The following is an 18,342-nucleotide window of genomic DNA, read 5'->3' on the forward strand; positions in this document are numbered from 1 at the left end:
GCCTCTAGCTGGCGTCGACGATCCCGCGCACAATCACCGCAATCCCGCCGAGGGAGGCGAGAACCAGGCTGAAGATTCTGGCTGCGCGTGTGGGCACCCACCGGGTCAGCAGTTGACCACCTAGTAGGCCCGCGACGAGGGCCGTGATGGCGGCGATCCAGTCAACGGACGACAGCGTGGGCGCAGTGCCCCGCGCGATCAGAGACAGCGAGCCGAGGGTGGCGAAGTAGAACTGAACACTGATGGCGAAGCGGCGGTGCTCCCATTCGGATGCGACGGCATACGCCGTGATTGCGGGCCCACCGACTCCGGCGATGACGTTCATGAATCCTGAGAGGGCCCCGGCGACCACTTGCCCTGGCCACGCACTCACGTGCGGCACTCGCTTGGCCAGCACGCTCAATGCGAGTGCGAGAATCACCAGTGACCCTGCCCCAATCTCGAGAACGTGCGCTGGCAGAGCGCGCGCCAAGAGGGCCCCGGGGATGACCGCGATCGCAGCGGCGCCAAGAATGGGCAGCACGCGGCGATACTCAATTTCTCGTACGTGGAATACGAAGACACTGAGCGCGGTCGCCACCCCAAAGATATTTGTCAGTACTACTCCCTGAACGGGGCCCAGAGCGAGAAGAAGCAGTGGGGATGCTACGAGAGCGAACCCCACGCCGGTGAGACGTTGGGTGAGCGCTCCGACCAGTACCGCGAGGGCAATCGTCAGAGCGCTCATCATCGCGCCACGTCGTTACAGAGTGATCGACGCATACGTAGTTTCGGTGAACTCTTCGATGCCTGCGTGGGATCCCTCGCGACCGAGGCCCGATTGCTTGACGCCGCCCATAGGGGCGAACACCACGGAGGGCAGTGCTTCATTGAGGCCGATGATTCCGACATCCAGTCGTTCTGCCAGCGTCAAGCAGGTCGTGAGCCCCGCCGAGTAGACGTAGCCAGCGAGGCCCATCTCGGTGGCGTTGGCGCGTTCGACGACATCATCCACCGAGTCGAAACGGAAGATCGCGGCCGCAGGGCCGAAGATTTCGCTCGTCGCCATGAGAGCGTCGTCTGGCACGTCGACGAGCAGCGTAGGGGCAACCCACGACCCTGCTTCGGGCAGATCTCGGCTCGCTGTGACGACTTTGCCACCACGCGACACAGCGTCAGCGATGAGACTCTCAACGGCAACCTTGCGGTCGTTGTCGATGACAGGGCCGAGGTCGGCGACGTCATCACCGGTCGTTGCTCCGACGCTGAGCGCATCAACAGCAGCCACAAACTTCGCGACGAATTCCTCGTAGACCGCGGAATGAACGAAGAACCGATTCGCGGCCACACACGATTGGCCAGTGTTGCGAAAGCGCCCCAACATGGCGCCAGAAACAGCTTTGTCGATGTCGGCGTCATCCATCACGATGAAGGCTGCGTCACCGCCCAGCTCCAGCAGTGGGCGAACAATGCGCTGGCTCGCCTGCGCCATAACACTGCGCCCCACTTCTGTCGATCCCGTGAAACTGACAGCGCGCACGTGCGGGTGATCCAAGATGGCGGATGTCGTGACACGAGCAGGGCCGTGAACGAGGTTGACTACGCCGTCGGGCACTCCGGCATCCGTAATGCAACGAATGAGTTCGGTCACGGCCAGCGGAGCTTTCTCAGAGACGCGCACCACCACAGTGCAGCCAGCGGCCAGTGCCGGAGCGAGCTTTCGTGCCTGGATCGAGCACGGAAAGTTCCACGGCGACAGGGAGGCGACGACACCGACCGGTCGGCGAAGAACAAGGTGACGTCGGTGGGACAACTCGTGGGCGGGGTACTCACCGCTCAGTCGTCGAGCTTCTTCGCCGAACCACTGGAAGTATTCGGCCGAGAAAGCGATTTCGCCGGCTGCTTCGGGCAGACGCTTTCCTGCCTCGCGGGCAAGTAGCAACGCCAGTTCGTCTGCTCGTTCCCGGATGAGTCCAGCGGCCCGCAGCAAAATCTCGCCTCGAGCGCGCGCGGGTGTCGCTGCCCACGAGGGGAAGGCGGCATGGGCGGCGTCGGCGGCGGCGATCGCGTCGCCCACGGCAGCGTCAGGCTCCGGGTAATCGACGCTCCCCACGAGCTCGCCGTTGGAGGGATCGAAGATCTCTTTTCTGGCGTCGCGAGTCTGCCAGTTTCCGTTGATGAGAGTGGTTGGATTCACGGCCATGGCTTGTCTCCTTCAGTAATGGTTCGAGGTGGCGCGAGCGTTAGCGGTTTCCGACGACGCGGTCCACGATCTCGACTAGCCGCTGCAGTCGCGGCACCGCGTCGGCCTCGAGCGAAGCCACGACGTCGGGAGCATCGACGCAGGCGCGCCACACGGCACGACCGGCGAGGAAGCCTGATGCGCCGCCCTTACAGGCAATCTCCACTGCACGCGGAAAGTCATCTGCCGCAACGCCGCTCGAGAGTACGACCCAGGGGGAGGCGATTGCGTTTCCGAGCCGGACGCACTCGTCGAGCAGTTCAGCATCGGTCCCGAGGCCCTTCAACGGAACCTCGGCCTTATAGAGGTCCGCTCCCAGGCTGCCCAGTTCGTGGGCGGCAGCGTGCACGCCGGCGTTCCAATCCCATTCGCCTCCGTGACGAGGAGCCTTGCAGACCGGTTCGATGATGCTGATGAGGTTCGCGGCTGTGCAGCGGCCGATGAAGTCGACGACCATGTCGACGCGCTCCTGCGCCGATTCATCTTCGCGATAGATCACGAGCAACTTGGCAGCGACAGCGCCTTGAGCCTTCGCGGCGACAAAGTCGACGCTCTCATCAATGATCTGAGCGGTAACGACTTCACCATTGCCGGGCACGAACTGGTCGGCGGCGATGATGGGCGCGCAGCCAGCCGCGACGACGCCCTGCTCCATTGCGGCATCCCACACGAACTGACGATCCATCAATACTGCGGATGCGTAGGGGCTAAGAATCTTTGTGGCTTTGAGCTTGAAGTCGGTGAGGGTGCTGTCGGGCACGGCTGCGAGCACCTCTGCGGGCACTGACCCGTCGGAGTTGGCGGCCACGTCACCAGCAAACATGAGGCGCAGAGCTTCGCGTTGGTCGACGGCGAGCATCGCAAAGGCGCCTGACTCGCGTCGCAGCGGTTGCGTGGGGTCGGTCGGTGAAGTGGAGCTCGTCATTTCTGTGCCTTTCGAAGGAAAGCGATGGTTTCGTTGTGGTTAGGGATGGCCGAGCGCCCGTCGACGCCACGGCAGGACAGCGCGGCGACGGCATTCGCGTAAATCAGAGCGTCAGCCATGGGAGTGCCTTGCGTAATCGCCGCGGTCAAGGCGCCGTGGAAGACGTCGCCGGCACCGAGGGTGCTTCCGAAGTCGTCGACCGCGAAGCCAGGAGCAGAGTAGAAATTGTCAGCAGAATCACGCCCGATGCAGCCCTCTGAGCCGAGCGTTGCGACAACGCTGAGGCTGGGAGTGCCGCGCAGAATCTCCTCGTGGGAGCCGTTGCCATAAAGCTCGATGAGCTTCTCCAGCGGTGGAACATAGAGGTCGACATCTTCTACTGTGCACAAGCGTGCGGCAGCGCCCACGAGCGGGTTGCCCGCGTCGACGCTGATCCGCGGATGCTGCTCGCGGGGAACGTGCGCCAAAGCTTCAGCGACGGCTGGCCAGCCGAGGTGATCCACGTGGACCCACTCGGCGGCCAGGAGGCGCTCGCGGTTTTCTGCGCTGAGATGCAGGGGTGCGACTTCGCGGGTCGCAATGCTGCGGGTCGCATCCGCATCGCTGCAGATGATGACGCTCGCTTGAGAGGCGCGGTCAGTTTCTACTTGTAAGAGTTCGGCGGAGATGCCTTCTTCTTCGAGTCCCGAGCGGATGTAGTCGCCAACTTGGTCGGGACCGATGGCGGCGATCAGCTCAACGTCGAGCCCGAGGCGCTTCGCGGCAACGGCAGCGGTAGCGGCGGGGCCCCCGCCGGCGTAACGGATGGTGCTGGCGATGACGCGCTCGTCGGAGGCAGGCGTGCGGTCGACAACGGCGATCGCGTCGTAGGTTGCAGCGCCTACAAAAAGAACGGGCAGGGGCATCATTACCTTTCAGCTCGAGATGGAGAATGTGTGAATATTACCATCTATTGTTGTTTTAAGAACACAGGATGTTCCAAGTTCCGGGACTTTCTCTGGTTAACTTGTGGAGAGGTAGGGGGAGATCAATGACGCAACGCGATGACACTGCAGTGGCAGAGCCTGCCGCGCCGCGCAATGAACGAATCGTGGCGATGCTTCAGACACGCGGATTCGTCTCTGTGCGTGATCTTGCGGCGCACCTCGAGGTATCAGAGATGACAGTGCGTCGAGACTTGCGCGCCCTCGCGAAGCAAGACATGATTCGGCTCGTGCACGGGGGAGCGGCGCTCACCCACGGCACACTCCGCACTCCAGACTTCGTCAACCGGGCAGGAACAGAAGGCTCGGCCAAGCGTGCAATCGCCGAGACAGCTCGCCGATACGTGCGTGACGGCGACACCGTTGCGATCGACTCAGGAACAACCACATTCGTGTTGGCTGAGCGACTCCACGACGCTTCGCCACGCTCGATCGTGACCAACTCAATCCCGGTCGTGCAGCTATATCTCGGGCGACCGCAGCAGAGCGTCGTAGTACTAGGCGGCGATGTGATCCCCGAGAGCCAAGCGATGGTCGGCTCACTCGCAGTGTCCGGTGCCGAGCAACTGCGGGCAACAACGTTCTTCCTCGGTGCCGCAGCGGCAGACGCTCGCGGGCTATATGTCGAGACTGACTCTGAACGACCGACCAAACGGGCGCTCATGGATTCAGCCGACACCGTGATCCTCTTGTGCGACGCCAGCAAATTCGCGATGTCATCTCCCATCAGGCTCGCTACGTACGACGATGTGGATGTCATCATCACCGACGCAGAGCCGCCGGCAGACGTGAGGCGTGCGGCCGAGGCATCGCACACTGAGATTGTTATCGCCTCGTCCTGAGCAATCACGACACTCGCCCGACCGGCAGTCGTGGCCGTTGCCACGACTGCGCAGCGGGAGCTCTCAGGCATCGAGGAGGCCACGGCTTAACGCCGGCGCCATCCCCGGAGTGAGGGGAAGGCGAGGCACCACCAAACAGTGAAGCAAGTGGTAAATGTCTTGCTTGCCGCTCCACACCAAGCTCGTGACGACGTTGTTCTCGTCGAGTTCTTGCCACCACGAACCAGTCTCGTAGTCGATCAGATAGTCGCGGCAATAGTCCCAGAACTCGTTGTAGATATCGGAGTAGCGCTTCTCTCCGGTGGCGCGGAACAGCGCATAGGCGCCTCCGATGGCTTCAACGACTACCCAGCGAACCCGCGAGCGAATGACCGGAGCACCAGTCCAGTCGACCGAGTAGAGGAACCCGGGTGCGCCATCCGTTGACCACGCATCGTTCACGGCAGCATCGAACATGCCGACAGCATCCTCGACGAGCCACTCTGGAGTGGGGCGGCCCATGGTCTCCAAGCTCGCGCGCAGCTGCAACAGTAGGCGCGACCACTCAACCCAGTGCCCAGGAGTGCCGCCAAACGCGCGGAAACGATCGCCTGGCTCATCGCGGTTGTACTCGGGCAGGGGAACCCAATTGCTGTCGAAGTGCTCGTTGACCCGGTAGTTATTGTTCTTGGCGATGTCATGGATGACGAAGGATGCGATGGAGAGCGCGCGGTCAATCCAGACGCTGTCGCCTGTCACATCGTGGAGCACGAGGAATGCCTCGACACTGTGCATGTTCATGTTGCCGCCGCGGTAGTCCTCACACACGGTGAAGCCTTCATCCCAGTTATCGCGGCAGCGTCCCTCGTCATCAGACCAGAAGCGCTTCTCGATGATCTCGATGGCGAGCGCCAAGAGTTCATCAGCACCCGGGATGCCCGCGGCAGCGGCAGATGCTGCGCCGAGGGCAACGAACGCGTGGGCATACGCTTCCTTGCGGCGATCAATCACGTCATCGCCGGAGTTCGCCACGACTGCAAACCAGCCGCCGTTGCGGGTATCGCGGGCAACGCCGGTGAGGAGTTGATGCACACCGTGCGCGGCGAGGGTGCGCGCTCCGGGGCGTCCCATGAGCGACGCGACTGAATACACATGAACCATGCGGGCGGTGATCCACAGGTGGGTTCCGTTTTCGTCAATCGTCTCGCCCTGGGGCCCAAGCCAGCCGAACCCATTGGGTTTCTTTGCTTGGCGTCCGAACTCAAGAATGCGATCAAGTTCGACCTCGAGCCAACGATTGTGGGCTGGGGTTCCTATCCACTGCGACATCGTCAGTGTTCCTTTCATCTCTGCGTGATTCCCAGCCAAGGTAGTGGCTCGAATTGCACCAGAGGGTGGGTTGAGTGAGTCAAAATAGGCGCGGATGCCGAAGCGTGCGCCGTCGGTCAGTGCGGTTAACCCTTGGTTGCGCCCGCCGTGATTCCGGCGACGAAGTAGCGCTGCAGGAACACATAGGCGATGACGATCGGCGCGGACGCGAGCATGACTGAAGCGAACAACGCTGGGTAGTTCGTTTGGTACTCACCTTGGAAGCTGAGCAGAGCCAGGGGGAGCGTTCTCATGTTGGGCGACTGGATAAACAGCAGCGGATAGAGCAGCTCGTTCCAGTGGATGACCGCGAGGAAAATTCCGGCAGCCGCCAGCGAGGGTGCCGAGAGTGGCATCACGATAGAGCGGTAGGTGCGCCATGGCCCTGTTCCATCAATGGATGACGCCTCGAACAGCTGCTGGGGGATCGTTTTCATGAACCCCGTCAGGATGAAAACGGCAATGGGCATGGTGCCCACAATGTTGGCGAGAATAAGCCCCGCCAGGCTGTTGAGCAGACCCAACTGTCCGAACAGCACGTACAGCGCAATCATGTTCGTCTGCGCCGGAATTGCCATGCCGAGCACGAGAAAGCCAAAGACCAATGCAGACAAGAAACCCGGGATGCGCGACAGGGCGTAGGCAGCGAGGCTCGCGATGAACAGCGTTGCGGGCACGGAGATCAGCGCCACGATCGTGCTGTTGAGGAACGCGTTACCGAGATCACCCCCGGTGAGTACCTCCTGATAGTTCGTCGGAGCGAACGAGCTGGGAAGCGTGAACGGATCGTTGAAGAGTTCAGAAGTCGATTTGAATGACCCAAAGATGACGATCGTGAGGGGTACGAGAACGATGATCGCGTACACCACCAGAATCCCTCTGTGGCCGAGCTTGGCAAGCATGCTATTCCTGTTTCTGTGTCAGTCGAAGAACACGTCGTTGAAGGACGGTAATGAGAACGATCAGCACCATGAAGATCACAGACTGGGCGGCGGCGTAGCCGAAATCAGTATTTGCGAAAGTCGTATATATCCGGGTCGAAATGATGTCTACCGACGACTTGGGCGGATTGCCCGCAATGCCCAAAATCAGGTCAAACGCCTTGAACGACTGGATAGTCGTGTACGCAACCACAATGGCCGTCGCGGGTGCCAACAATGGCCACGTGATCGTGACGAATCGCTGCCGTCTATTGGCGCCATCCAATTCAGCTGCTTCGTACAGTTCGGCCGGAATGGCTTGAAGGCCAGCAACAAACACGACCATCATCTGCCCGGAGTGTGCCCAGATTTGAACGAGCGCAACCCAATAAATGGCTTGTGCAGGATCGCCAAGAAAGGCCCCCTGAAACTGGCCGAGCCCGATGTTCTCGAGAAATGAGTTCACGAGCCCGAAGTTCGGGTCGTAGATGAAGCGCCAGATGAACGCGACCGATACCGACGAGAGGATCGTCGGGAAGAAGAACAGCGCCCGAAGCAGGATGCTACCTCGCGTGTTGCGCACCAATAAGAGCGACAACGCCAGCGAGACAAGGGTCTGCACGATAACGACCACGAGCATGTACTTCACATTGTTCGTGACAGCATTCATGAACAAAATGTCGCCAGTGAACGCGCGTACAAAATTGTCGACCCCGACGTAGTTAAACGTCGCAGAGTAACCATTCCAGTCGGTGATGGCGTAGTGAAATGCTTCCAGCGTCGGCATCGCCATGAAGAATACGAGGAGAATCACGGCGGGCAGAGGAAACAACCACAGGGCGGGATGCACCCTCGTGGGGGATCTGCGGCCCAATCTCCTTTTCGGAGGTCGCGGTTTTCGCGACGGATCAAGGAGATTGGGCCCTGCGGAGCCCCCGTCTTCGCGGAGAGTATTCGTCATCGCAAGTTTTGGTCCACGATTGCCTGCGCGGTCTCTGCGGCCTCTTCAGGAGAGGTGCCGCCGACCACTGCGATCGTCGTTGCTTCCACTGCATTGCGAACGTCGAGGTTCTCAAACTGGAAACGTGCGGCGAGCATGGTGTTCTTCGACAGCCACGGGCTCAGCTTCACGAGGTCGGGGTCGGAATACTCCACTCCTTCAACCGCCACGTGCTGTGCGGTGTTGTCGGCGTAGTACGCGGCATTTTCCGGGCGCGAGAGGAACTCAATCCAGCTGTAAGCGGCGGGCTGCACGTCACTGGCCGCATTGACACCGAGGATGAAGGTTGCGTTGTACACGCCCTCATAGTTGGCAGTCTCGCCGGCAGCATTCGTGGAGGGGAACGTGAGGTCGACGGGGAAGTCCGCGCCAAGGGCGCGGACTGCGGCGATGTGGTACGAACCGGTGACGAGCATCGCGGCTTGCTGCTGCACGAACATGTTTTGCACGGCTTCGACGGCGGTGCCGGCAGCATTGTCCTGCATGTACGGCGCAAGCTCTTGGTACTGCTTGAGCATGGCAATGAACCAGTCATCGGTGACCTTCAGCGTGCCAATTTCAAGCTGCTCGCACGCGTCTTCTGATGGGGAGTGGTTGGCGACCATGCAGTTGAATAGCTGGCCAGCGTTGCCGACGTCACCACCCGGCCACGCCATCGGAACAAACCCAGCGGTCTTGAGCGCTTCGCAGGACCCGAGGAAGCTATCCCAATCCTTCGGGGCGGAGTCTGCGTTTGCTTTGTCGAAGGCATCGAGATTGCTCACCGGCATGGGGAAGACAACTTGGTAGGGCAGGCCGAGGGTCTGCTTGTTGACGGTTCCCGCGGTCAACAGTGAAGGCACGAATGCCGCTGCAGCGGCTGTGGCGCTGAGGTCTGTGTAGAGGCCGGCGTCTGCCATGCTGGCGAACTGCGAACCTCGGAACGAGGCGAACGCGTCTCCCACGTTAGATCCCTTGATCTTCTGGAGCCCCTGCGCGTTGTAGTCGTTGGAGGTCGTGATGTCTTGAGTGAGAGACACATCCGCGACTTCAGCAGCCCAGCGCTTGGCGAGCTCGTCGAACACCTCTTTGTCTTCGGCTCGCCAGTGAGCGAACGAGACTTCGCCGCTCGGTGTTCCGGTGAGTGGTGCCAATGGACCGCTCGAGCTAACGGCGCCGCCAGTGCTTCCCGGGCCTGCACACGCTGCAAGCGCAAAGCCCGCGCCGACCGCTCCAAAGACTCCAAGTGCTTGACGCCGCGAGAGTTCGTTGCTCATCTGTATCTCCTCATTGAGTATGCGTTGGAAAGAATTGCCCGCGCCCGAACTGCACCGCCTGACACGCACTAGGAGCGTGTATGTGGATGTACTTCTTTGTACTTCAGGTCCGTTGTGCTCTTGCCTGAAAGTTGCGAACATGTCGTATGCTACACACCAGATGTTAAGTTATCAACATAATTTGTTCAAGAACCATCACGAGGGTTTGGGTCGCAGAGAAGCGTCCTCGAACCCTAGTGCTGAGCGAAGCGAAGCGGAGTAAGAGATCCCCATGTCGACATCCAGCAACCCAGCCACAGTGCGGTACGGAATCATTGGCGCAGGCCTTATGGCGCGCGAACATGTACGAAACTTGGCGTTGATTCCGGGCAGCAGCATCGTCGCTTTGGCCGATCCTTCGGAGACATCGCTGGCCACCACTGAGCGTGAGGTCGGTCACGAGTGCCAAAAGTTCAGCTCTCACCTCGACATGCTCAACAACGCCGAGCTCGATGCCCTCGTCATCGCCAGCCCCAACGACACCCACGCGCGCATTCTGCTCGACATCATGGAGTCGGGCCACACGCTGCCGATCCTCGTCGAAAAGCCGATCTGCACAAACCTGGCTGACGCCGCGGCTCTGGAGAAGGCAGCGGAAAGCTACGGCGCACCCATCTGGGTGGCGATGGAGTACCGCTACATGCCACCCGTCGCGGAACTTATTAGGGCGACGCACGAGGGGCAGCTGGGCACCCCACACATGCTGTCGATCACAGAACACCGTTTCCCGTTCCTCGACAAAGTTGACTCGTGGAACCGATTCAATGAAAGAACCGGTGGAACCCTCGTTGAGAAGTGTTGCCACTTCTTCGATCTGATGCGCCTGATTCTCGACGATGAGCCGGTGCGGGTCTACGCGAGCGGTGGGCAGAGCGTCAATCACCTCGATGAAAGCTATGAGGGCAGAGTGCCGGACATCTTGGACAACGCACTCGTCGTCGTCGACTTCGCTGGCGGGTCTCGCGCGCTTCTCAACCTCTGCATGTTCGCCGAGGGTTCCTTCTACCAAGAACACATTTCTGTCGTCGGGGCCGAAGCCAAAATCGAATGCTACATCCCTGTCGATAGCAATCATTGGCCCGCCGATGGAACCGTTCGCGAAGCAATTGTCGAGTTCAGCCCGCGATCCCCGCAAGGCCCGACGAGACACACGGTCGACGTCGATCCTGCGATCTTGGCGGCCGGCGCACACTTTGGCTCGACCTACTACGAGCACACCGGCTTTCGCGATGTAGTGCTGGGCAACGGTGCCGTTCAGGTGACGTTGCGTGACGGCATCCAGTCCATTCGTATGGGGCTAGCCGCGGAATTGTCGGCGGTGCAGGGTATCCCCGTCGAGCTCGATGCGGAGCTCGCAGCACGATGATTGTGTGCTCCAGCGTCGTGCAGGCTCTTGCGAGGGAAGTGTTGATATGAGTCAGCCCGCAGAGTTAAGCGTGAGGCAGCGAGCCATCGTTGACCAATTGCAGCAGCATGGGTTTATCGCGACCGTCGACCTCGCCGAGGAGTTCGGCGTCTCGGACATGACGATCCGTCGTGACGCCAAGAGAATTGCCGAAGCTGGTCATGCTCGTGTGGTTCATGGTGGCATCAGCCCGACTCATGTCAGCGGGCATAGCGCGTTCTTCGCTGCTCGTGCGCGCGAGCATGCGGAGGGCAAGAGGCGAATCGCGGCAGCGTGTATCCGTCTCCTCTCCGACCGCGACGTGATTCTGTTGGATGCCGGCACGACAACCTATGAGATCGCCAACGCGCTACCGTCGAGCTTTCGCGGCACCGTCATCACGAACTCGCTGCCCGCTGTCTATCGCACTCGTCAACTGCCTGCCGCTCGAGTGATTGGGCTCGGTGGGGAGCTGCTGAAAGATAGCCAAGCCTTCGTGGGGCCGATGCCGATTCAGGCACTTCAAGGTCTTCGCGCCTCCATCGCTTTCATCGGGATCAGTGGCGTGGGTGAAGGCGGCTGCTTTATCGAACGCGAGCACGAGCGAGACATCAAGCTTGCCGCCATGGCCGCTACCGATCGAATTGTGGTGGTGGCGACGCACGACAAAATGGTGCGATCGGCACTCGCGCACCTGGCGCAGTTCTCTGAAATTGACTACCTCGTCACGGATGCTGAACCTCCGGCGGATGTTCGAAAGCAACTCGAGAGCGCCGGCACAGAACTGATCGTCGCGTCAGAACGGCTCGATCGGTCGCTGCACCCTGTGTCCTCACCGGCCCGTTTGTTACGCTGACCGCCACCCCCATCCGGTGACACGCGAGCGAAAGTAGGCCCCGATGAACGACTATCCAGCCATGATCACGGAGAAGAACTTCATCCAGCCTGTTCCGCGGCGCATTCGCGGGTACTTCGCTGGCGAACTTATCTTTGATACGACTGCGGCTATTTATGTCTGGGAGTGGGCGCCGTATCCGCAGTACTACATCCCCATCGATGACGTGAATGATGATCTCCTTGTTGACGAGGAGAAGGAGAAGCACGAGTTGCGGGGCACGTACATGCGCTTGGGCCTCAAGGCTGGCGAGAGCGAGCATCCGGCGGCAGCCAAGCTGTTCTCCGATGATTCGCTTCCGGGTCTCGCCGGAATGGTGCGTTTCGAGTGGGATGCCCTTGATTCCTGGTTCGAGGAGGACGAGCAGATTTATGTGCACCCGCGTAGTCCCTATGTGCGCGCGGATGCCATTCGTTCGACGAGAACCGTGCGCGTTGAGCTCGATGGCGTGGTGCTCGCAGAGTCGTCATCACCCGTCATGGTCTACGAAACCGGGTTGCCGACGCGGTACTACCTCAACCGCACCGATGTGAACTTCGAACACTTGGTTCTGAACGACACTGTCACCGAGTGCCCCTATAAAGGAACGACGGGCGACTACTGGTCGGTAAAGGTTGGCGACACCGTGCATCCTGATCTCGCCTGGTCGTACACCTTTCCGACTCGCCAGTTGTTGCCGATCACGGGGCTCGTTGCGTTCTACAACGAGAAGGTCACTACGTATATCGACGGTGTCGAGTTGTCGCAGGCGCAGACCCACTTCTTTCCGAAGGCGGATGCGAAGAGCTGACATCCGCCGAGAGAGCTAGCGGCGAGCGGCTCGAGCCCCAGACTCCGGGCTAGCGGCGCTAGAAACCCACCTGACTGTACTGGGCAGACCTAGCCGTTCGGCGCTGGTTGTCGTCCTGCTGTTCGAGGGCAGCGAGCTGTCGCACGATGGCGTCGCCTACCCGACGACAGAACTCTGCTGGTTCTTGATCGGCTGCGGGGCGCTCTTCCACGATTTCGTGCACGATGCCGTCCTCAAGAAGGTCTTGGGAGCGCACTCGCTGATCGACCGTCATGGCGGGGGCATGGGTGGTGTCGCCAAACATGATGACGCTGGCGCCTTCGGGCGGCAGGGGTGCGAGCCAGCCGTGTCTGGCCGCGATCACGCGGTCGGCAGGGAGGAGCGCGAGCGCGCCTCCGCCGGTTCCCTCGCCGAGGATCACCGCAATGGTGGGCACGGGAAGATCAAGCATTTCGGCGAGACAGCGGGCGATTTCGCCGCCAAGGCCTCCCTCTTCTGCCTCCCGCGAGAGTGCAGCCCCAGGGGTGTCCACGACGGTGATGAGGGGAAGGCCGAGTTCGGCGGCGAGTGCCATTCCGCGACGAGCTTGGCGGAGAGCATCCGGTCCCAGCTCAGCTTCGCCGTGGGCGCGACGGTCAAGCCCAACTACGACGGTGCCGCGACCGCCGATGGTTGCAAGCGATACGACAGCAGATTTGTTGGATTCACCCTGGCCTGTGCCGCTCAGCGGCACGATTGAGGTTGCTGCGTGGCGCAAGAGTGAGCGCAACCCTGGGCGGCCGCTGCGTCGCGAAATGGTGATTGATTCCCAGGCCGACGGGATGTCGGTAGCGGCATCTTCGGCGGGTGGCGGAATCTCCTCGCTTGTTGCCGCGATGATCGCGAGGGCGTCGCCGGCCATGATGCGCAAGTGTTTGGCATCGAGCACGGCGTCGACGATGCCGTGGGCGAAGAGGTTTTCGGCGGTTTGAACGCCGGCGGGAAAGTCAGTGCCGTGCAGCGCCTTGTAGACCTTGGGTCCGAGAAAACCCACGAGAGCGCCGGTCTGCGCGACCGTGATGTGCCCGAGCGATCCCCACGAGGCAAAAACGCCGCCGGTGGTGGGATGCCGCAGGTAGACCAGATAAGGAAGTCGCGCTGCTTTGTGGGCGACCACCGCTTCGGTGATCTTCACCATTTGGAGAAAGGCCCGCGTTCCTTCTTGCATGCGGGTTCCGCCAGAGATGGGTGCGGCGAGCACGGGGAGGCCTTCTGCGGTTGCACGTTCGATGGCGTCAATCATGCGGGTGGCAGCATTGACTCCGATGGAGCCGCCGAGAAAGCCGAACTCACCCACTACAACGACAACGCGGGTGCCATTCAGTAGACCTTCGCCCGTGATGACTGATTCGTCTTCTCCTGTTTTTGCCCGCGCTGCTTCGAGCTCGTTTCGGTAGCTTTCTTCGATGGCGAGTTTGGGCAGCGGGGTATTCCAACTGCGAAAGGTTGAGTCATCGAGGGTCATCGCGATGAGTTCGCGTGCATTGGGCCGCTCGAGCACTTGCTCAGGTGTTCGCTTGCTTTGCTGCTCACTCATGAGTTGATCCAATCACGCACAGAGTCGTTGTGTTGTCCGAGGGTTGGCGGAGCGCCGTGATCGGTGCGAGTGTGTTCGTGTCCTTCGGCATCGAAGAAACGTAGTGGTGGGCCGGGAAGCGTGACCGCACCCAGCGTGGAATGATCCACATCAATAAGGAGTCCTTGCGACGCCGTCTGGTCCCATTCGTAGACTTCCTGCAGGTTGCGAACGCGGCCAGCGGGGATGCCAGCTTCGTCGAGCGCGGTGAGCAGCGCATCCGAATCCCACACAGCAAACACCTCTTCGATCGCGCTGATGAGGGAGTCGCGGTTATCGACGCGGAGTCCATTGGATGCCCAGCGCGGGTCATCGACAGCGAGCCCGGTCATCGCGCACAGCCGCACCCAGAGACCTTCGGAGCCGACCGCAATCTGCACGGCTCCTGTTCCCGCTCGGAACAGTCCATAGGGTGCAATCGAGGGGTGATGGTTGCCGTTGGCCAGTCCAACTTCTCCTGCAACTGTCCAGCGCGTGCCTTGGAAGGCGTGCACTCCAACGACCGACGCGAGCAGTGATGTGCGCACGACCTGGCCGGCGCCCGTGCGTTCGCGTTCGAGCAGTGCCGCGAGCACTCCATACGCGCCGTACATTCCGGCAAGCAAATCGCCAATCGGAACGCCGACACGTTGCGGGTCGTCAGGTTTGCTTCCCGTGAGCGACATGAGTCCGGCTTCGCCCTGGGCGATCTGGTCGTAGCCAGCGCGGCCGCCCTCGGGGCCGTCGTGGCCGAATCCACTAATCGAGAGCAATACGAGCCGCGGGTTGATCTCGTTGAGTCGAGCTGGAGAGAACCCTAAGCGATCTAGAGTGCCGGGGCGAAAGTTCTCCAACAGCACGTCAGCGCGCGAAATGAGTTCGGTCACAACGCCAGCATCGTCTGGATCTTTGAGGTTGAGGGTTATTGACTCTTTGTTGCGATTGGCCGACAGAAAGTAGGTGGACTCTTGAGCACCCTCTTCGCCCACGAAGGGTGGTCCCCAGCCGCGAGTGTCATCGCCGGTGCCCGGGGTCTCTACTTTGATGACGCGAGCACCGAGGTCACCCAGCATCATGCCCGCGTGCGGCCCAGCTAATGCGCGAGTGAGGTCCAGAACGAGGGTGCCGTTCAGTGGCCCGCCAGCACTCATGATCGCACCTCGACTTGTGTGTGGTTGAGCTGGTCGCGCAGTGCGAGAATCATCGCCGTGAGTCCGTGCCGATCTGCAGCACCAAAAGTGTAGAAGTCGGGTCGAATGAGCACGCTTTCGGCAGCGAGCGTCGTCAGCCAGCGCGCATAGGTTCCGTCGACCTCGGTGATTGTCGTGACATTCGGATGCTCGCCCGCGAGAGCCACGATCGTCAGTCCGAGAGCGCTAACGGCATCGACGGCTTCGGTATCGAGGGAGTCGTAGAGGTCGGCGTTGGCGAGCAACAGTATTGTTCCCGCGTAAAGATCGTCGAAGCGCGCGGTGCCGTCGTCCGTCGCGATGACGCCCTGCGGGGAAAGCTGGCCGCCGCCGGCACGGTGCAGGCCTGGGCCCAGTTGGGGAGCGGGAGGCGCTGGGGGAGTGTTGCCTTTGGCGAGTTCAGCCATCATCCGCTCATCTCGTTCAGCGGCCTCTGTGGGATCGGTAATGCAAATCACCCGACCGAGTTCGATCGAGAAATCGATGAATTCCCTAATGTGGGTGAGCCGTTCGGTGCCGTAGGTATCGAGCACCGCTTCGTTGGCTGTTCCGTTGAGTGTGGCGCTAAGTTTCCAGAACAGGTTCATGACATCGCGCAACCCTGCGCCGAGTCCTTGCCCCGCAAAGGGCGGCATGAGGTGTGCTGCGTCGCCCGCAAGCAGCACGTGACCGCGTCGCCATTCGGTGGCCCACCCTGCTTGGAAGGTATACACCGAGTGGCGTTCGAGTTCTGAATTGTCGGGACGGATGCCGAAAGGCTCGAGCAATTCCCACGCCCGTTCGGTCTTGTTGAGGGACTCGATCGTCTCGTGCGGGAGTCGCATGAACTCCCAACGCCGGCGACCGGGACCGCCGGGCACCATGGTGGCCGGGCGCGCAATGTCGCAGGTCTGAATGGCAACGTGGGGAAATTCCAGCGAGGGGTCGGGGATGACATCAACGACAAGCCAGTCGTAGAAGAATCCCATGTCGTGCCAGTCGATCTTGGCCCAGTGCCGCACGGTGCTGTTGGCGCCGTCGGCTCCGACCAGATAGCGGGAGGTGATGACCTGTTCCGCGTCTGAGCTGAGCTGAGTGAGGCGAGTGGAGACGACGTCTGTGTCGGAGATGACGTCGGCCGACCATCCACGAAGCACCGTCACTGTCGGCAACGACGTGAGCACTGCCTCCATGCGATCTTCGAGTGCGGGCTGACTAAAGAAGTAGGTGTTGTACCAGCCGGATGAGCCGATGCCGCTCCAGTCGACTTCGACCAGACTCTCGCGATCAGCATTCCGCCACACGTACATATCGTCGTACGGTTCGGTGATCTCCGGGATGGTGTCGGGAGCGAGCCCGATGGACTGCAGAATGCGCGCGAACTCGAAATCGTGAGTTACGGCGCGAGGCAGCGGGTAGCCCTCGGTCTTGCGATCCGCGATCACAACACGGTGGCCTGCGCGGCCGAGTTGGATCGCCAAGAGCTTGCCCACAGGGCCTAGCCCCACGATCATGACGTCATAGGTATCGGTTGCCGCGTTTGGCGGCGTAGCTTCATTGCTCACGTCGCCGAGCCTAGAAGTTGTCCGAACGGGGTCTGAAGTTCTGTCCCGAAATACGGGATGGAAAGTTGTTACCCCGCCGCGGGGGTTTGATTATGGGGTATCCCGTGCCACCCGGACCGCAATCAAAGGAGATTCGCGATGCACCACAGTTCTCGATTTAAGCGCTTGGCTGGCAGCCTCTCGCTCCTCACCGCAGCCACTCTTGTTCTCACTGGATGCTCGCCCATCGGAAGCGATTCCGGAGCGTCTGATTCCTCCGAACCGATTCGCATCGGCGCGACCGTTCCTCTGAGCGGCGTGCTCGCCGGGTTCGGCAGCTTTCTCCAGTGGGGCTACCAGCACGCGGTTGATGAGGTCAATGCCGACGGCGGCATCATGATCGATGGCGTTGCTCGTGAGGTTGAGCTCACGCTTGTCGACGACAAATCTGACCCAGCCGAGGTCACCTCTGCGATCAAGACGCTTATTTCGTCCACCAACGTGGATGCTCTTCTGGGGTCGTGTACTCCTGACCTTGTTGTTCCCGGCGCGGTTGTCGCGGATGCCCAGGGCGTTCCTTATATCGGTGAGTGTGCGCCTATTGAGGTCTTCACTTCCGTGAAGGAGTGGACGTACGCGTGGGACATCTTCTTCTCGGTCGCCGATCAGGCCGTTGCCCCGTTCGAAGCTCTTGAATCGACGGGCACCGAAACCAACAAGCAAGTCTTCATCCTTCACGACAATGGCCCCGATGGTCAGGCCATCGGAAATGACATTTGGCCCGTTGTTGCTGAGGAGCAGGGGTACACGGTTGCGGGAAACATTGAGTTCCCCGATGACAACACTGACTTCTCTGCTGCAATTCAGAAGGCTAAGGAATCGGGCGCAGACATCGTACTGATTTCGTCGACGACGCCTGCCGCGATCTCCATCCGCAAGCAGATGGCGGCGATTGGGTGGACTCCTAAGGTCATCGTGTCGGAGAAGGGCGCCGAGCCGGTGCAATACGCCGAAGCGCTTGGCGACCTCGCCGACGGCGTGATCGTGGGGGCCTACTGGGATTCCTCGTTCGATTACCCGGGAGCAGAAGACTTGAAGGAAGCTTTCGAGTCAGAGACCGGCCTCACGTCGAGCCAGCACATCGCCGATAGCTACTCGGCAGCAATGGTGCTCATGGATGCCATTGCCGCAGCGGGAACGCTCGACAAGGACGCCATCAACGAGGCCATCGGGCAGACCGACGCAATCTATGCCGTTGGTCCGGTGAAGTTTGACGACCAGCATGCAGCGAAGATCCCTGTGGTCTCGTCGCAGTGGCAAGACGGTGTTCCGGTCATTGTGTGGCCTGAGGATCAGACTACGGGCGAGCTCCTCTTCCCTGTTCCCTAACACTGATGTTCGCGGGGGCCGACAGCGTGCTGTCGGCCCCACCC

16 protein-coding genes are annotated in these 18,342 nt (G+C 60.9%); 5 read left to right on the top strand and 11 right to left on the bottom strand.

From position 1 onward, the window contains the following. Nucleotides 1-4 precede the first annotated feature (4 nt). Genes I6E56_RS10195 through I6E56_RS10210 form a run of 4 tightly spaced genes read right to left on the bottom strand, consistent with a single transcriptional unit; the run spans nt 5 to nt 4,051 of the window. The gene (locus I6E56_RS10195) at nt 5-727 is read right to left on the bottom strand and encodes a sulfite exporter TauE/SafE family protein (RefSeq protein WP_197137829.1); all 723 of its coding nucleotides are present in this window, start codon (nt 725-727) and stop codon (nt 5-7) included. Nucleotides 728-742: 15 nt separating this feature from the next. After that, nucleotides 743-2,182 (bottom strand): NAD-dependent succinate-semialdehyde dehydrogenase, encoded by a 1,440-nt coding sequence (locus tag I6E56_RS10200; RefSeq protein ID WP_197137831.1) that lies wholly within the window; start codon nt 2,180-2,182, stop codon nt 743-745. 40 nt (nt 2,183-2,222) lie between these two features. Next, entirely contained in the window at nt 2,223-3,146 is a 924-nt protein-coding gene (locus I6E56_RS10205) for an aldolase (protein WP_197137833.1), read from the bottom strand. Beyond that, nucleotides 3,143-4,051, bottom strand: a complete 909-nt coding sequence (locus I6E56_RS10210; RefSeq protein ID WP_197137835.1) for a carbohydrate kinase family protein — start codon at nt 4,049-4,051, stop codon at nt 3,143-3,145. Before I6E56_RS10210 ends, I6E56_RS10205 begins: the two co-directional genes overlap by 4 nt. 125 nt (nt 4,052-4,176) lie before the next feature. Between I6E56_RS10210 and I6E56_RS10215 the strand changes: the two genes are divergently transcribed. Continuing rightward, nucleotides 4,177-4,971, top strand: a complete 795-nt coding sequence (locus tag I6E56_RS10215) for a DeoR/GlpR family DNA-binding transcription regulator (protein WP_197137837.1) — start codon at nt 4,177-4,179, stop codon at nt 4,969-4,971. A gap of 63 nt (nt 4,972-5,034) precedes the next feature. Here the strand turns inward: I6E56_RS10215 and I6E56_RS10220 are convergent, their stop codons facing one another. The 4 genes from I6E56_RS10220 to I6E56_RS10235 all read right to left on the bottom strand — a co-directional run bounded on the left by I6E56_RS10220 (nt 5,035) and on the right by I6E56_RS10235 (nt 9,494). Next, on the bottom strand, nt 5,035-6,279 hold the full coding sequence (locus I6E56_RS10220; protein WP_197137839.1) for an AGE family epimerase/isomerase: 1,245 nt from the start codon (nt 6,277-6,279) through the stop codon (nt 5,035-5,037). A gap of 125 nt (nt 6,280-6,404) precedes the next feature. After that, on the bottom strand, nt 6,405-7,220 hold the full coding sequence (locus I6E56_RS10225) for a carbohydrate ABC transporter permease (RefSeq protein ID WP_197137841.1): 816 nt from the start codon (nt 7,218-7,220) through the stop codon (nt 6,405-6,407). 1 nt (nt 7,221) lies between these two features. Then, nucleotides 7,222-8,052 carry a sugar ABC transporter permease gene (locus tag I6E56_RS10230; protein WP_307842822.1) on the bottom strand — a complete coding sequence of 277 codons (831 nt, stop codon included), beginning with the start codon at nt 8,050-8,052 and terminating at the stop codon, nt 7,222-7,224. Nucleotides 8,053-8,195: 143 nt separating this feature from the next. Next, entirely contained in the window at nt 8,196-9,494 is a 1,299-nt protein-coding gene (locus tag I6E56_RS10235; protein ID WP_197137850.1) for an ABC transporter substrate-binding protein, read from the bottom strand. Nucleotides 9,495-9,765: 271 nt separating this feature from the next. Here I6E56_RS10235 and I6E56_RS10240 point away from each other — a divergent pair, with 271 nt between their 5' ends. From I6E56_RS10240 to I6E56_RS10250, 3 genes are read left to right on the top strand one after another with little or no spacing between them, the layout of a single operon-like run. Beyond that, nucleotides 9,766-10,899, top strand: a complete 1,134-nt coding sequence (locus I6E56_RS10240; RefSeq protein WP_197137852.1) for a Gfo/Idh/MocA family protein — start codon at nt 9,766-9,768, stop codon at nt 10,897-10,899. 46 nt (nt 10,900-10,945) lie between these two features. Continuing rightward, complete coding sequence (locus I6E56_RS10245) at nt 10,946-11,773, top strand: DeoR/GlpR family DNA-binding transcription regulator (protein ID WP_197137854.1); 828 nt, start codon at nt 10,946-10,948, stop codon at nt 11,771-11,773. Between the two features lie 43 nt (nt 11,774-11,816). Beyond that, complete coding sequence (locus tag I6E56_RS10250; RefSeq protein ID WP_197137856.1) at nt 11,817-12,602, top strand: DUF427 domain-containing protein; 786 nt, start codon at nt 11,817-11,819, stop codon at nt 12,600-12,602. A 58-nt stretch (nt 12,603-12,660) separates the two neighbouring features. Here the strand turns inward: I6E56_RS10250 and I6E56_RS10255 are convergent, their stop codons facing one another. Genes I6E56_RS10255 through I6E56_RS10265 form a run of 3 tightly spaced genes read right to left on the bottom strand, consistent with a single transcriptional unit; the run spans nt 12,661 to nt 16,930 of the window. Beyond that, a complete protein-coding gene (locus tag I6E56_RS10255; RefSeq protein WP_197137858.1) occupies nt 12,661-14,178 on the bottom strand; it encodes a carboxyl transferase domain-containing protein in 1,518 nt (505 codons plus the stop codon). After that, nucleotides 14,175-15,347 (bottom strand): CaiB/BaiF CoA-transferase family protein, encoded by a 1,173-nt coding sequence (locus I6E56_RS10260; protein WP_197137860.1) that lies wholly within the window; start codon nt 15,345-15,347, stop codon nt 14,175-14,177. Before I6E56_RS10260 ends, I6E56_RS10255 begins: the two co-directional genes overlap by 4 nt. Continuing rightward, nucleotides 15,344-16,930, bottom strand: coding sequence for a bifunctional 3-(3-hydroxy-phenyl)propionate/3-hydroxycinnamic acid hydroxylase (locus I6E56_RS10265; protein WP_197137862.1), 1,587 nt, complete (start codon nt 16,928-16,930; stop codon nt 15,344-15,346). Before I6E56_RS10265 ends, I6E56_RS10260 begins: the two co-directional genes overlap by 4 nt. 138 nt (nt 16,931-17,068) lie before the next feature. Here I6E56_RS10265 and I6E56_RS10270 point away from each other — a divergent pair, with 138 nt between their 5' ends. Further along, nucleotides 17,069-18,298, top strand: coding sequence for an amino acid ABC transporter substrate-binding protein (locus tag I6E56_RS10270; RefSeq protein ID WP_197137864.1), 1,230 nt, complete (start codon nt 17,069-17,071; stop codon nt 18,296-18,298). The last annotated feature ends 44 nt before the right edge of the window (nt 18,299-18,342 follow it).

Origin of the sequence: Salinibacterium sp. NK8237 (genome assembly GCF_015864955.1) — a bacterium.
GTDB lineage: Bacteria > Actinomycetota > Actinomycetes > Actinomycetales > Microbacteriaceae > Rhodoglobus.